The following is a 15,384-nucleotide window of genomic DNA, read 5'->3' as shown; positions in this document are numbered from 1 at the left end:
CACAAACTCCAAGGCGTTTACTTTAGGTAGATGATTGTTTTAAATATTTTTTAAATTTACTTCTATTTTATTCTGCACAATTTAAGTAATGAACGGCACTAAAGTTGGTTTGAATTTACTCAGTTTGAAATATCTCCAATAAATTTTATTAAGCAAACACCCTTAATTAAAGCTATTAATTTCACAAAACACACATTTAGCTTATAATTGATTTTATAATAGAATAAAATGCTAATATATCATTATATTTCGAAATTTAGGAATGTTTATTTTAACGGTAATTTCTTAATTTAATCGAATATTTCAGCAAGCTTTCTCTCCAAGGATTTACCTCTCAAATCTTTTGCCAAAATATTACCATCAGGGTCTATCATGTAGGTAGCTGGTATCGCATTGATCTGATAGGTAGCAGCAGCGGTGGAATTAAAATATTTTAAATCGGATACTTGGGTCCAAGTCAAGCCATCTTCTTCAATGGCTTTTGTCCACATTTCTCTCGTTCTATCGAGAGACACTCCGAATACTTCAAACCCATCTGCTTTGTATTTCTCGTATAGTCTTACCACATTTGGATTCTCATCCCGACAAGGCTTACACCAGCCTGCCCAAAAATCCACCATCACATACTTTCCTCTTAAATCAGAAAGATTGACAATCTCACCTTCAGGGTTTGGCAGGGAAATTTCCGGTGCTGGCTGACCAATGGAAAGTGCCCTCATTTCATTCAACTCCTGTTTCCAAGAATTGATCAATTTCATGTCAGGATATCGGTCACCTAAGGCGACAACAACGCTATCCATAAAGTTAAAGTCTTTACCGGGGTCTAGCATGCCTATCCCTGCCAAAGCTGCGAAACTACCTTCCGCATCAGCAATTACTCCTTTGATACGCTCTGCTTGATTTATCCCCATTTCTACGGCTTGTTCGCGTATTTGCTGCACTTTGGCCTGGTCTTTTTCAGTCATGGCCTCATAAAAGGCCGAATTTAAAGCATTGGCCTCCTCTTGGTATTCAGCTGTCAACTCATCTATTCTGAATAATAAACGACTATCTTCAGAACCCTCTACTGCCAGCTCCTCAGATTCAAAATCGTACTTTATTTGAACATCTTCCTGATACAAAGCCAAACGTATGGTTTTTTCACCATACAAGTCTAAATCATAGAAGTTTGGTTTGTCAATTTCCAAGTCGTAACTAAACGACCCTCCCTTAACTTCTAGTGTGTCAAGAACAGTAATTTTATCTGTTTCATAGACTGACAAAACAACGTCTCCTTCAGGGATTTGTTTTAATTCACCGGAAATGGTAACATTCCCATCAAATACCTCTTTCTTTTCTTCCCCACATGCGGACAACAGCATGACTGTTAAGCCCAATGAAAACACACTTTTTGTTAAGACGTTCATATAATTAATTATCCAATAATTCTGTTAAAATTTTGCTGGCAACCTTAGGGTCAGCCTTGCCTTTAGATTTTTTCATAACCTGCCCCATAAACATACCCATAAGCCCTTTCTTACCGGACTTGTACTCTTTGACTTTGGCTGCATTCTGTAACAGGACTTCTTCTATCAACGGTTTAATGGAGTCTTCGTTGCTGTCTTGAATTAAATTTAATTCTTGAGCAATTTCCAAAGGTGTTTTCTCTGGATTGGCTATTAATTGCGGATAAATCTTTTGAGATCCTACAGTAAAACTTACTTTTCCTTCATCGATTAATGCTATTAGAGCGGCAATTTGTGTTACCTCTAAAGGGAAATCTTCAATTTTTAACGTTAATTCATTCAAATAAGACTTGATAGGCCCCATCATCCAGTTTGAGGCTGATTTATAATTGTTCGTATGTTTACATAACGACTCAAACCATAAAGCAATATCTTTTTGGTCTGTTAAAACTCCTGCATCATATTCTGGAAGCCCATAAGTATTTACAAATTTATTGAACAATTCTCGAGGAAGTACAGGTAATTCCGCCTTAATGGAGGAAAGCCACTCTTCAGAAATAACTACAGGGCTCAAATCCGGCTCAGGAAAGTACCTGTAATCATTAAGATCTTCCTTGGTTCGCATGCTTGCTGTCAAACCCGTGGTAGCATCAAATGTTCTGGTTTCAGAAATAATTTCCTCACCTCTTTCAAGCAAACCTATCTGACGATTAAACTCATGTTCAATGGCACGGGCCACGTTCCTAAATGAGTTCATGTTTTTCACTTCCACCTTCTTGCCCAGTTCTTGTTCACCTTTAAGCCTTACAGACACGTTTGCATCACATCTTAAAGAGCCCTCTTCCATATTACCGTCACACACATCCAAGTAAACGACCAACTTCTTAATTTCTGCAAGAAGATTATATGCTTCTTCAGAAGAACGCATATCAGGCTCCGTTACAATCTCAATTAGCGGAACACCTGCCCTGTTAAAGTCTACCAATGTATCCACTTCACCCGCCAAGTGCATGGACTTTCCTGCATCCTCTTCCATGTGGATTCGAGTGAGAGCTACTTCTTTTTTCTCTCCACTACTAAGAGTAATAGGCACAAAGCCACCAACGCAGATTGGGTTTTTATCCTGAGTCAGTTGATAGCCTTTAGGTAAATCCGGATAAAAATAATTTTTCCGGGCAAACACATTTCTTCTGGTAATAGAAGAATTACATGCCAACCCCATCTTCACTGCATACTCAACCGCTTTTCTATTCACTTTGGGTAAAGTTCCCGGATGCCCTAAAGTAATCACCGATATATTGGTGTTGGGCATATTACCATAGCTATTGGCATCAGAAGTATACATCTTGCTTGCAGTAAGTAATTGTGCATGGACCTCTAAGCCAATCACCAATTCATACTTCTCCTTAATATTATCTGCCGTTAATGTAGTGGACTTATCTTCAATCATTTTTAAATTGTTACAGTTTTTGTTCCAAAATGTCAACCCAGAGCGAAGACAATTTGAATTCAGCTAAATTATTTCAATGCCTGCTGAAGCAAAGTTTCAGCTTTTTCCAAGGCAATCGGTAAGCCTGAAGAATCCTTCCCTCCGGCTGTAGCGAAAAAGGGTTGGCCTCCTCCCCCTCCCTTGATTTCTCTTGCTAGCTCTCTTACCATATTGCCGGCATGAAGCCCTTTGTCTTTTACAAGCAAATCATTTACCACAATAGCCAACTGTGGCTTACCATTTATATCAGCAGCTAAAACAGCTACCAAGTTCTCTATTTCATTTTTCAATTCAAAAGAAAGCTTCTTCAAGGCCTCAGCATTAGGCAATTTAATCAATCCTAATATTAAGTTATAACCGTTGAAGGATTTTACCTCACTTTTTAACGTTTCTTTAATTTTTTCGGTAGCTTTTTGGTTCAAAAGCTCAATTTCTTTTCTTAATGCTGCCCTTTCTGTCATCATTCCCTCTATCGCAGCCACAAGATCCCTAGGGTTTTTAAGTGCTTCCTGAATTTCTTCCAATAGAGCAAATTGTTTATTCACATAATCTTCTGCTCCCTTGGCGGTAACTGCCTCAATTCTCCTTACCCCTGCAGAAATAGAACTTTCAGAAATAATTTTAAACAATCCTATTTCCCCTGTTGCCTCCACGTGCGTACCTCCACACAATTCCACAGAATAAGAAGGATTGAAAGTAATTACGCGAACTTGTTCCCCATATTTCTCTCCAAATAGTGCCGTTGCTCCCATGGCTTTCGCCTCATCTATTGGGACGTTTCTTTTCTCATCCAGGGCAATATTTTCTCTAATCTTCCCATTGACGATGTCTTCTACCTGAAGCAATTCCTCCGGGCTTAACTTAGCAAAATGGGAAAAATCAAACCTTAAAATCTTATCATTGACCAAAGACCCTTTTTGTTGCACATGGTCACCAAGCACCTGCTTCAGGGCCGACTGTAACAAATGCGTGGCTGTATGATTACTTTTAATCAAACGCCTTTTATCTGCATTTACTTCCCCCTTAAAATCTGCTTCCGGGTTCTTGGGCAAAGCACTAACCCAATGAACAATAAGGTCATTCTCTTTTGTGGTATCCAAAACAGTAATGCGTTCTTCATCATTGGAAAGTGTTCCTGTATCTCCCACTTGTCCACCACTTTCAGCATAAAAAGGGGTTTCAGTCAAGACCAACTGAAAGCGATCTTTCTTTTTATCCTTAATTTTTCTGTATTTGATGATTTGAGCGGTAGCTTCTAAGGTGTCGTATCCTACAAATACAGAACTTTCCTCGTCGTTTACCATAATCCAGTCTCCGGTTTCTAGCTTTGAAGCAGATCTGGACCTGTCTTTTTGGGCTTTCATTGCTGCTGAAAAACCTTCTTCATCTACACTAAGGCCATTCTCACGAGCTATCAGAGATGTTAAATCCAATGGAAACCCATAAGTATCGTACAATTCAAAAGCTACCTCTCCCGGGATGGTGGTTTCATTTTTATCTGCCAATCCTTTTTGGATGGATTCGAGATTTTTTAAGCCTTTGTCTAAAGTCCTCAAAAATGCCAGCTCCTCTTCCTGAATAACTTTGGTGATAAAGTCTTGTTGTGAATTGATTTCAGGGTAGAATTCCCCGAATTTCTCTGCCAATACAGGCACCAAATTAAACAAGAAAGGCTTTTTCAGGTCCAAAAAGGTATATCCATACCGAACGGCTCGCCTTAAAATCCTTCGGATAACATAGCCGGCTTTGTTATTGGATGGTAACTGTCCATCTGCAATGGTAAAAGAAATGGCTCTGATATGATCTACAATAACCCGAAAGGCTATGTCTATTTTCTCGGATTCACCATAAGTAAAGCCGGATATGGCTTCCATTTTAGCTATAAATGGAGCAAATAAGTCAGTATCGTAATTCGATGATTTATGTTGAATTACTCTCACCAGCCTTTCAAGTCCCAAACCGGTATCCACATGTTTTGCCGGCAATTCTTTAAGGTGACCATCAGCAAAGCGGTTGAATTGCATGAAGACCAAATTCCAGATTTCTATGACTTGAGGGTGATCTTCATTTACCAGTGCTCTTCCGGGTATTTTTTGTATTTCTTCCAATGACCTCATGTCAAAATGGATTTCTGAGCAAGGGCCACAAGGGCCTGTTTCTCCCATTTCCCAGAAGTTATCTTTTTTAGAACAAAAAAGAATCCTGTCTTTATCTACCAATTGGGCCCAATAGTCAAAAGCCTCATCGTCTTGCTCCAATTGATCGGCCTTGTCTCCACCAAAAACGGTGATATACAGCCTATCTTTCGGCAATTGGTAGACTTCAGTCAACAATTCCCAAGCCCAACTGATTGCATCTTTCTTGAAATAATCCCCAAATGACCAGTTGCCCATCATTTCAAACATGGTATGATGGTAGGTATCAACTCCTACTTCTTCTAAATCATTGTGCTTTCCTGAAACTCTGAGGCACTTTTGACTGTTAGTAACGCGAATATGTTCAGGATTTTCATTGCCTAAAAAATAATCCTTAAATTGATTCATTCCAGCATTGGTAAACATCAATGTGGGATCGTTTTTCACAACTATTGGTGCAGATGGAACAAACTGATGCGCTTTAGATTGAAAAAAATCAATGAAATGGCTTCTTATTTGTTTGGAATTCATGTTTATTTACCTTAGAATGAATTACTTGGAATATTTAAAGTTTTTGAATTATCTTTGTAACCAAACTCCCAACTATCTACTTCCCTACAAAGTAGCTTAATCTACTGGGTTTTTTCGGATTACAAAATTAGAAGTTTTAACGTACTATTTGTTAAATGAGTAGAATAAAATATTATTACGATCCCAAAACTTGTAAATACGAAAGGTATGTTAAGAGCAAATGGGATGTCACTTTAAATGTATTGGGATTCTTATCCTTGTCCTCAATATTAGCTGTCGGCATACTTCTCGTGTTCCATTATTACTTTGACAGCCCCAAAGAATTAATCCTAAAAAGGGAAAACAAAGAGCTCAACCTTTATTACGAACTACTGGAACAAGAGGTGGCGCAATTGAATACCATGATGGCTGACCTCCAAGAACGAGATGACAACCTGTACAGGGTTATTTTTGAATCTGAACCAATTCCCAACTCAGTTAGAAATGCAGGATATGGTGGATCTGATAGGTTTAGAGACATCAAAGAAAAAGGCCTTAATCAAGGTAAGATGATCATCTCTGTTGCCAATAAAGTGGAAACGCTTAAAAAACAGTTGTATATTCAATGGGAATCTTACAATGAACTGTCTGAAACCGCGCTAAATAAAGAAGAGTATTGGGCGTCAATCCCTGCGATTCAACCCATACACAATGAGGAGTTAAACAGGCTAGCTTCAGGTTATGGAATACGCCTACACCCTATTCTTAAGGTGAAAAAAATGCACACAGGTATCGACTTCTCAGCCCCTAAAGGTACGCCTATCTATTCTACAGGTGATGGTGTGGTACAAAGTGTCAGGACGGAGTTTGGAGGTTATGGAAAATCTATCATGATAGACCATGGATTTGGTTTCAAAACCAGATATGCCCATATGAATGACTTCAATGTAAAAGTTGGAGACAAAATCAAACGAGGAGACAAAATAGGTACGGTGGGAAATACCGGTTCATCTACAGCTCCTCATGTTCATTATGAGGTAATCAAGGACGACAAATTTGTTAATCCGGTCAATTATTTCTTTAAAGACCTTGAACCAACGGAGTTTGATAAAATCCTTGAATTGGCTTCCAGAGAAAACCAATCCCTTTCTTAAAGCAAACATTCAAAAAAATTTAAGGGCCCTTTCTTTAGAAATTGAAGAAAGGGCCTTTTTTTTGCTACTATTCAACTTTGCGGAAGCTTAAAAAATTAATAGCTACGATTGCTTTCTATATAATGGATAATTTTTATATTTTTGATTAAAAAAACACCAGAAAATTGCCTTACAAAGAAAAAGATATTGAAAAAAAGTATTATTCGATTGGCGAAGTTGCCGATAAGTTTAAGGTTGCCACATCCTTGATTAGGTATTGGGAAGGTGAATTTGACATCATCAAGCCTAAAAAAGACAAAAAGGGAAACCGTAGATTTACCATCGATGATATTGAAAAGATTCAGTTGATTTTTCATCTGGTAAAAGAAAAAGGCTATACGCTCACAGGTGCCCAGGAGATTATCAAAAGGGACATGCATAAGGTTCAGGACAAAGCAGCTATGATCCAAAGACTACATGAAATCAGAGGTTTTTTGACAGAAATCAAAGACAATCTGAATGACAAGCCCGCCGAATAATGATTATTTCTATGCAATAGCCCTAAGTTTGATCCCAAAATTAGGGCCGGGAACCTATAAAAAAATCATTTTACACTGTGGATCTGCCGCCTCTTTTTTTAACCTACCTTCCGGCAAGTTGGAAAGAATCCAAGGCATAGGCCCAAAATTACTGGCCTTCAGAAAGAAAAAACTAAATTATCTCAAAGAGGCCGAACAAATAGTAGAAGCTGCCAATCGAAACCAAATTCGGGTTCATTGTTTTCAGGAAGAAAGCTACCCCAGTCGATTAAAGTCTATCCCCGATGCCCCTCCTGTGCTATTCAGCAAAGGAAAATTAGATCTTAATCCCAAAAAAACATTAGGTATAGTAGGCACTAGAAAAGCTACCCAATATGGTAAAAATATAACCCAGCAAATCACCGAGGAACTTTCTCGGTTTCAGCCTTGCATTATCAGCGGGTTGGCATACGGCATAGATATAGAGGCCCACCGGGCTGCTTTGGCTAGAAACTTACCAACCATCGGAGTGATGGGCTCCGACCTCAACACCATTTATCCTTCCACACACAGGAAAATAGCAGAGCAAATGATGGATTGTGGTGGACTGCTTACTGAGTATAAATTAGGCACCGAAATGAGCCCAAGTAACTTCCCTCAGCGAAATCGAATCATAGCCGGTCTATCAGATGCTTTGATTGTGGTGGAAGCAGCCAAAAAAGGCGGTGCACTGATCACAGCAGAAATCGCCTACAGTTATAACCGTGAGGTATTTGCCGTGCCGGGGAATCTCCAATCCAAATACAGTGAAGGCTGCAACGACCTGATAAGAAACATGAAAGCCGGCATCTACATGAGTTCCAAAGAAATAGTGAACTCCTTGTCATGGGACATGGAATCAGGAAAATCCCCTACCCAAAAGATTTTTCCTGACACTTCTTTGCTCGACCCCTTGGAGAACAAAATCCTGGAAAGAATTTTCGACAAGAAGGAAGTGGAAGTAAATTGGCTGAGTCATGATTTAAATGTTCCTATAAGCACCTTGGCGGTTAAACTACTCAATTTAGAATTTCTGGGCTTTGTAAAGGCCTTTCCGGGAAAAAGATATCAATGGCTCCATAGCAAACAATAAATGCGTAAACCATATGGCCCAATCGCCTTTTTTGATTACATTGAATTATACTGACCTAAAAAATAATATTATGAAACCTTCATTCCTCTCTTTAATATTCAGTCTACTTGTGTTGTTAGGTTGTGAAAGCCAAGTAAGCAACACCGCCGACACCCTTCCTATGAAAATAGCAAAAGCATACGGTTATGATCAGTTGGATGAGGTACAATCAATCTCTTATACCTGGAACGTAAGAAGGGATAGCACCACCGTCATGGTCAGAGATTGGAAGTGGGACCTGGTCAAAGGTGAAGTCTCCTATTCTGATGCCGATACTAGTGTCACTTACCTGATTGCAGAGAAGACGGAACAATTAAAAGATGTTGACCATAAATTCATCAACGACAAATATTGGTTGCTCTACCCATTCCAATTGGCTTGGGATGAAGGGTACGCTACAGAAATCACTGAAAACCAAAACTCACCCATCAACGGGGATCCCACCACCAAACTTACCATCCTATACAACAATGAAAATGGTTATACTCCGGGGGATGCATACGACCTTTACGTCGATGATAACAATATGATCAAAGAATGGGTATTTAGAAAAGGGAATGCCGCTGAAGGGAGGGCCTTTACTTGGGAAAATGAAAAAGATTTTGGTAGAATAAAGATTGCCTTGGATCACCGAATGAAGAATGGAGAGAAAATCATATGGTTTTCCAATGTGGAAATAAACAAAAAGTAAAAAGAGGTTAACTTAGCAGCTGAAAATAGGCGGTTGAATGTTCATGACATCTGACTACTTTCACCTTTCCTTCATCCATAATCTTGTCCCAGATTTTAATTGTACATGAACCAGATCTCTGAAAGTGCCAAGTACCTTTCCTTGCCCTACAAAGTTGGAGGAAGGGAGTAAGCCACGATCAAAAAACTCAAATAAAACATCTGTTGGTTCAAGCGCTATTTCCTTGGTTTGAGGATTTGTGATAGCAAGTATGGACTGATGGGCAAAGCCTATTGATTGATCCGGAAATTGTATCCTAAACCAATCCCCACTTTTCGCCAAAATATCGAAATATGTAAACCTAGGATGCTTTGCTATTACTTTTGATTTTAAATCTGGTGAGGCACGTAAATTCCCACTATTAACAGCAATGACCCCATACTCTTTCAGGGAAACACTGTCTGAAGCTGCAATTTCTTTGGGCTTTACGGCAGCTTGAATAAATGGAAAGGGATCAACAGCCCCTCTTCCCCTTCGGTATATGCCAAAATGCAGGTGCGGAGCAGTGGTAATGGCATTTCCGGTATTGCCTACCGTGCCTAGGGTATCTCCTTTGGACACTGCTTGCCCTGCCCTAACAAGCTGACTATCCAAGTGAGCATAATAATAATTGTACCTGCCTGAATTCACCCAAACGACATTACCTCCCAATCGGTTTTGGCCAGTTCTCCTTACCACTCCATTAACCACAGCCCGAACAGGTGTGCCTCTTTTGGCAAATACATCCACTCCTTCATGCTTTCTGGCACCGCCACTTCTGGCATCTCCCCAAAAACTGGCAATCTGATTGGATTGCATGTCAGGCAATGGAAAGGCAAGGGATCCGGAAACTTCTATGCTTAGGACAACAGCTCCTCCACCGAGCAATTCAGGCTGCACTCTCAGCACATGTTCCCCATCTTGTTTGACGGTATATTCAATTTTCTGCTGATCTTCGGAATAGTGAAGGGGAGTGAATTCATTCACATCCCTTCCAAACACATCGATAAAATACACCGTTGAGGAGTCTGTCAATACATCAGCGCTAATACTTATATTATTTCCTTCTTTCACCTCGTATTGCAGAAAAAGAGCTTCCACCTTTGAAGGATCAAAGTAAGTCATCTCATTATAAGGCAAGTTAAGCGCAGTCATATTGGATGCATGTATCAGCTTTCCCTGATTGATCCACCTTTGAGCAATCCCATAATTCTCCAAGCCTGATTTATCCAAGGTATTGAGATAATTTTGATAAGGATTTTGACTGTTAAAAAGCTTCTCTGCTTGACAAGCACTAAACAAAACAAATATCAACACATACCATAAGGCAGGTTGAAAAAAGGGCTTTACCGCCTCCTTTTCAAACAGGTATTGCGTATAGAGCCCTTTTATTACTTTTTGTTTCCTTAAGATTAATCGATCAATGTGAACTTTGAAACTCATGCTTCCCTTCGGCTATTTCTTCTACCATTTTTTGATTGAAAGCTTCAAGATCTTTTGGTGACCTTGAAGTAACCAGTCCCTGATCACAGACACATTCCTGATCAAACCATTCCGCACCGGCATTAATAATATCCTGTTTTATTGAAGGAAAAGAGGTCATTTTCCTACCTGCCAGCTCACCGGTTTCTATTAACACTTGAGGCCCATGACAGATGGAAGCTACCGGTTTGCCCAGAGAGAAGAAATGTTTGATAAAGGCCACGGCATCTTCATTTGTACGTAACTTATCCGGATTCAAAACTCCGCCCGGAACCAATACAGCGTCATAATCTTCAGGCTTGGCTTCCTCCAAGGTCTTATCCACTTTGAAATCCTTGCCCCAGTCCACCTTATCCCAAGACTTAATCGTTCCTTCGTTGGGTGAAATCACCTCCACTATAGCTCCTTGGTTCTCCAATGCTGATTTTGGTGAAGTAAATTCCACCTCTTCAAATCCTTTCTCTGTAATTAAAGCTATTTTTTTACCTTTTAATTTACTCATCTTCACAATCGGTTTATTTTTAGTCAATTTTTTAGGGATATAATTCAAATTCCATGCTAAACTTTGATTTAAATATTTTTTTAGGTAGAAAACCGATTGAAACCCTTCTCATTTCGGCAGTTCAAAAGAAACTGAAGATGTTTGCCATTGCCTATATTTTATTAAAAAATGATTTAAAAAGGGAAGAGCAATAAATTGGTCGTAATAAATATCATCGACATTCAGATGTTGACTTTTCCATAATAGCAGCAAGTTAAAAGTCAAACAGTCCCCGATGATAAATTTCAAGTAGGATTATTTAATAGAGTTCTTGATGCTTCACTTTAACTTTCTCAGGGAGGGTTGCAACCAAAAGAAAATTGCTAAACAATAACGAAGTGACTGATTTTGAAGCGATATCAACACCTACAAGAGGGTATCCATTTAAAGGAAAACACAGTACAAAACCCTGATCTATCAAAAATAAATTAGATAAAAAAAAGCCCTGAAAAACAGGGCTTTTATGAAAAATTTTGAATGTAAGGTTAATATTTTAAACGTAATTGCTCAACATTACCGGCATTACAAGCATCAAGATATCTTCATTTTCATTAAGATCAGAAGGTAAAATCAAGCCTGCTCTATTGGGAGCGCTAAATTTCAAGGTCACTTCCTTGGCTGAAATATTGTTTAACATTTCTACTAAAAACTTAGCGTTAAAGCCTATCTCTATGTCCTCTCCTTCATGCTCACAAGATAATCTCTCATTTGCTTCATTGGAGAAGTCAAGATCTTCGGCTGAAATTTGCAATTCACTTCCTGTCAATTTCAACCTTACCTGATGGGTGGTTTTATTGGCATAAATGGCAATTCTTTTTAATGATCCTAAAAATTCTTGCCTATTAATGACCATGTCATTGTTATTGTCTGCAGGGATTACATTTTCATAATCAGGGAAACGCTCATCAATCAACCTACAAATCATTTTGATATTGTTGAACTTAAAATAGGCATTGCTACTATTAAACTCAACGGTCACCGGTACATTTTCGGCCGGGAGGGTAGACTTCAAAAGATTGAGGGCTTTCCTTGGCACAATTATACTGGAAGCTTCCTGAGAAGCAATATCAACCCTTCTATAACGGATCAATCGATGCCCATCAGTAGCTACAAAAGTAGTATTGGTACTGCTTAGGTTTATAAACACACCGGTCATTGCAGGTCTCAACTCATCATTACTTGTAGCAAAAATGGTATTGGCAATGGCGCTACTCAAAACATCTGTAGACATCTCTACAGTGGAAGCATTGGTCACACTAGGAATCCTAGGAAAATCCGTAGCGTTTTCACCGGCCAATTTATAACGTCCGTTGTCTGAACTGATTTCAACACTGTAAGTTTCCTTATCTATGCTAAAGGTTACAGGTTGTTCGGGAAGATTTTTTAGTGTTTCAATCAGGATTTTCGCAGGAACTGCAATATTACCGTCCTCCTTTGCCTCCACCTCAATTTCCGTAGTCATTGATGTTTGCAAATCGGAAGCTGTAACCGTAAGCTTGCTGTCCAATATTTCGAAAAGGAAGTTCTCTAAAATAGGCACAACGGGGTTGGTGGTTACCACCCCATTTATTGCGGAGAGATGCTTCAAAAGTGAAGAAGAAGAAACAATAAATTTCATATGTTTGTTTTTTTTAATTCAGTCACAATAAAAATTATCGCAAATCCAAATTATTACTCGGTATCGTAAAATTTAGCCTTTTTAGCCAATGCTTCTCAGCAATTGAGACGCAATTTTAAATTCCGATGGATTTAACAGGGTAAAGTTATAAATAAAATTACAAAAGCCCTCATATGGTTTTAATTTGATCGGATAAAATTAATTTGATTTTTTAAATCAAATTTAAAAACCCCGTCATTTCACATATTTTCTCTTCCTAAGAAACTGTTTGAGCCAACCAATAAAAATCACCAATAGCACCGGCAGCACCACATTAATCACCTGCCACATGGATCGCTGTTGTTTTATTTTCACTTTGTTCAGTGGGCGGATTTCAAACTCCTTATTTTTACTGGCAATGATCCCCTCAGGGTATACCATATAATTCACCGTATTTTGCAAGAAGGTCCTATTTGCCGTGCTTTTTTCAGAGAAGGGATTGTTTCCTAAAGGCAGTGGTATTTGATCTTGAGGTTTTACCCAGCTTTTAAAAACTTCCGCATCACCGGCCACCAAAATCTTACCTCCATTGCTTTCAGGCAGAATTTTGCTTGCATCAAATTCATCCGGCACAAAACGGTTTTTGAAAAAGGATGTGAACTTGCCTTCCAAAAGGTAAACCAAAGGAAGGCTTCCGCTATTGAATGATTTTATATCAGGTTCTTTTGACATGTCTTTAAAAGCCACCCTAACAGGGGCACTTTCCCTTCGGCTATAATTGCTGGAAAAAATTAAAGGTGTCTTCTTCACCTGATCAGCTTTCACGGTATCAATGCTACTAACAAAGCGAAACTGCACCAAATCTAAGCCTTTGGTGATCGGATGGCTTGCCATTTTTCCAGCTTGCACATAAAATGGCCAGGGCAAAGGAACAATTTGAGGTTGATTGCCAAACTCACCTGAAACTACCGGATAATAGCCAAAATTCAAATCCTTAATCAAATCCTTATTAATCCGTACCCCATAACGAAAAAGCAGGTCATCGATACCGGAATCAAAAGGCATGGCCACCGTTCCATTCCCTCCTGCTTCTTCAAGGTTAATGGTCATTTGGTCCATCATGAAAAGAATATTGCCACCATACATTAGAAATTGGTCCAACAAATATTTTTCCCTTTCTCCATAGGCGACTTTGGGACCTGCCACAATCAAAACCTCAAATGTCAAAAGATCCTCCACACTTTTGGCTTGCTCAAAAGGAACTTTATACACTTCGAAATCCTCATTAAGAGCCTCCACCATGCCATACCCTTCATCCTCTTCCATTTCTCCTTGCCCTATTATTATTCCAATAGCGCGCTTATTTACGGCATACAACCTTTTAATCGCCTGTCCAATTTCAAACTCCAAATTTTCAATGGACAAGTTCAAGGTTTCCTCAGGCCCCATGCCCAGTTCTCCCTTCAGCAGCAAAACGCCGGTTTCTTTGGTAGGAGACCTCAATACTATTCCCGGAAAAATCAGCTGTGTAGCTTGTGTCCCGTTCCTGTTGGAATGCAGATTGGTGGGATTGATGCCATAATCTGCCAATTTGATAATATATTGTTCACTACTATCCCCTGCAACAGCTAAAGGATCCACATAATTAATACTAATTTCCTCCCGGCTATAGGAGCGGAAGGTTTTCAGGATTTGTTCAATATTCCTTTGAAATCGCTTCATTCCCGGAGGCAAGTCTCCCATCAACAAAATATCTACCTCCAATGGTCCGTCCATATCTTCCAGTACATCTAGGGTGGCCTGCCCGATGCTGTACTTCCCCTCTTCGGTCATATCGAGTCTAAAAGACCACCATTTGTCCAAATTAAGGACCAAAAACCAAATCAATGATATGGCCAAGATTCCGTAAAGTAGAGCGCTGTATTTTCTATTCATCTTTATTGATCATAACCCAGGAACATACCAAAAAGGTAAGTATCATTCCAATGAAATAATAAATGTTTTCTGAGACAATTACCCCTCTTCCCATTTGTTCATAATGAAAGTCTGCCCCCAGTCCTTGTAACAATAATGCTTGATCTCCTGAGCTCAAGGTGGCCAATGCACCAATCCCTCCATACAAGAGAAAAGACAAGAAAACGGCAACCACAAAAGAAACAATTTGATTGGAAGTAATGGAGGAACTAAATAAACCCACAGCAGCAAATAAGGCACCCACCAAAAACAATCCTATATAAGCACCGAAAAATCCGGCACTGTCTATATTGCCAATGGTATCACCTAGCTGAACAATACTGAAATAGTAAACCAAGGTAGGAATAAGAGAAAAAAACAAAAGCACTAAGGCAGCCAAGTATTTGGCAAGTACTATCTGGTAATTTTTCAAAGGGGAAGTCTTTAACAACTCCCAAGTTCCGGATTTTTTTTCCTCAGCTACCATCCTCATCGTAATTGCCGGCAGAAGAAATATAAAAACAAATGGAGTATAACTAAACAAAGGTTCAAGATCTGCATAACCATAGTCTAAAACACTGGTACCAGGAAACACCCATACAATCAAACCCAATGAAACCAAGAAAACAGCAGTAATTAGATAGGCAGATAAATTACTAAAAAAAGCATTGACCTCTTTTTTAAACAGACTTAGCATACTA

Annotated in this window: 12 protein-coding genes; 4 read left to right on the top strand and 8 right to left on the bottom strand. The window is 39.1% G+C overall.

All coding sequences use genetic code 11. From position 1 onward, the window contains the following. Positions 1–290: 290 nt before the first annotated feature. From Q4534_RS02785 to alaS, 3 genes are all read right to left on the bottom strand, one after another. Positions 291–1,406: a TlpA disulfide reductase family protein gene (locus Q4534_RS02785; RefSeq protein WP_303611650.1), complete on the bottom strand. Its 1,116-nt coding sequence runs from the start codon at positions 1,404–1,406 to the stop codon at positions 291–293. Between the two features lie 4 nt (positions 1,407–1,410). Beyond that, positions 1,411–2,895, bottom strand: a complete 1,485-nt coding sequence (gene gatB / locus Q4534_RS02780; protein ID WP_303611649.1) for an Asp-tRNA(Asn)/Glu-tRNA(Gln) amidotransferase subunit GatB — start codon at positions 2,893–2,895, stop codon at positions 1,411–1,413. 68 nt (positions 2,896–2,963) lie between these two features. Continuing rightward, the gene (gene alaS, locus Q4534_RS02775; RefSeq protein ID WP_303611648.1) at positions 2,964–5,600 is read right to left on the bottom strand and encodes an alanine--tRNA ligase; all 2,637 of its coding nucleotides are present in this window, start codon (positions 5,598–5,600) and stop codon (positions 2,964–2,966) included. A gap of 155 nt (positions 5,601–5,755) precedes the next feature. Between alaS and Q4534_RS02770 the strand changes: the two genes are divergently transcribed. From Q4534_RS02770 to Q4534_RS02755, 4 genes are all read left to right on the top strand, one after another. After that, positions 5,756–6,733, top strand: coding sequence for a M23 family metallopeptidase (locus Q4534_RS02770; protein ID WP_303611647.1), 978 nt, complete (start codon positions 5,756–5,758; stop codon positions 6,731–6,733). Between the two features lie 164 nt (positions 6,734–6,897). Then, on the top strand, positions 6,898–7,251 hold the full coding sequence (locus Q4534_RS02765) for a MerR family transcriptional regulator (RefSeq protein WP_303611646.1): 354 nt from the start codon (positions 6,898–6,900) through the stop codon (positions 7,249–7,251). After that, positions 7,232–8,362: a DNA-processing protein DprA gene (dprA, locus tag Q4534_RS02760; protein WP_303611645.1), complete on the top strand. Its 1,131-nt coding sequence runs from the start codon at positions 7,232–7,234 to the stop codon at positions 8,360–8,362. Before Q4534_RS02765 ends, dprA begins: the two co-directional genes overlap by 20 nt. 70 nt (positions 8,363–8,432) lie before the next feature. Then, positions 8,433–9,092 (top strand): hypothetical protein, encoded by a 660-nt coding sequence (locus Q4534_RS02755; RefSeq protein ID WP_303611644.1) that lies wholly within the window; start codon positions 8,433–8,435, stop codon positions 9,090–9,092. Between the two features lie 60 nt (positions 9,093–9,152). On the opposite strand, the gene Q4534_RS02750 is transcribed toward Q4534_RS02755, so the two are convergent. The 5 genes from Q4534_RS02750 to gldF form a co-directional block, all read right to left on the bottom strand. After that, positions 9,153–10,553: a peptidoglycan DD-metalloendopeptidase family protein gene (locus Q4534_RS02750; protein ID WP_303611643.1), complete on the bottom strand. Its 1,401-nt coding sequence runs from the start codon at positions 10,551–10,553 to the stop codon at positions 9,153–9,155. After that, positions 10,531–11,094, bottom strand: a complete 564-nt coding sequence (locus Q4534_RS02745) for a type 1 glutamine amidotransferase domain-containing protein (RefSeq protein ID WP_303611642.1) — start codon at positions 11,092–11,094, stop codon at positions 10,531–10,533. The genes Q4534_RS02750 and Q4534_RS02745 overlap by 23 nt, the downstream gene beginning before the upstream one ends. Positions 11,095–11,626: 532 nt before the next feature. After that, a complete protein-coding gene (gene dnaN / locus Q4534_RS02740; RefSeq protein ID WP_303611641.1) occupies positions 11,627–12,751 on the bottom strand; it encodes a DNA polymerase III subunit beta in 1,125 nt (374 codons plus the stop codon). Between the two features lie 234 nt (positions 12,752–12,985). Continuing rightward, a complete protein-coding gene (gene gldG, locus Q4534_RS02735) occupies positions 12,986–14,665 on the bottom strand; it encodes a gliding motility-associated ABC transporter substrate-binding protein GldG (protein ID WP_303611640.1) in 1,680 nt (559 codons plus the stop codon). Beyond that, positions 14,658–15,380: a gliding motility-associated ABC transporter permease subunit GldF gene (gene gldF, locus Q4534_RS02730; protein ID WP_303611639.1), complete on the bottom strand. Its 723-nt coding sequence runs from the start codon at positions 15,378–15,380 to the stop codon at positions 14,658–14,660. Before gldF ends, gldG begins: the two co-directional genes overlap by 8 nt. Between the last annotated feature and the right edge of the window lie 4 nt (positions 15,381–15,384).

It is taken from the genome of Cyclobacterium sp. 1_MG-2023, assembly GCF_030546805.1.
GTDB lineage: Bacteria > Bacteroidota > Bacteroidia > Cytophagales > Cyclobacteriaceae > Cyclobacterium.
Note: the sequence above shows the minus strand (reverse complement) of the source record. Positions and strands in the feature narration are given on the sequence as shown.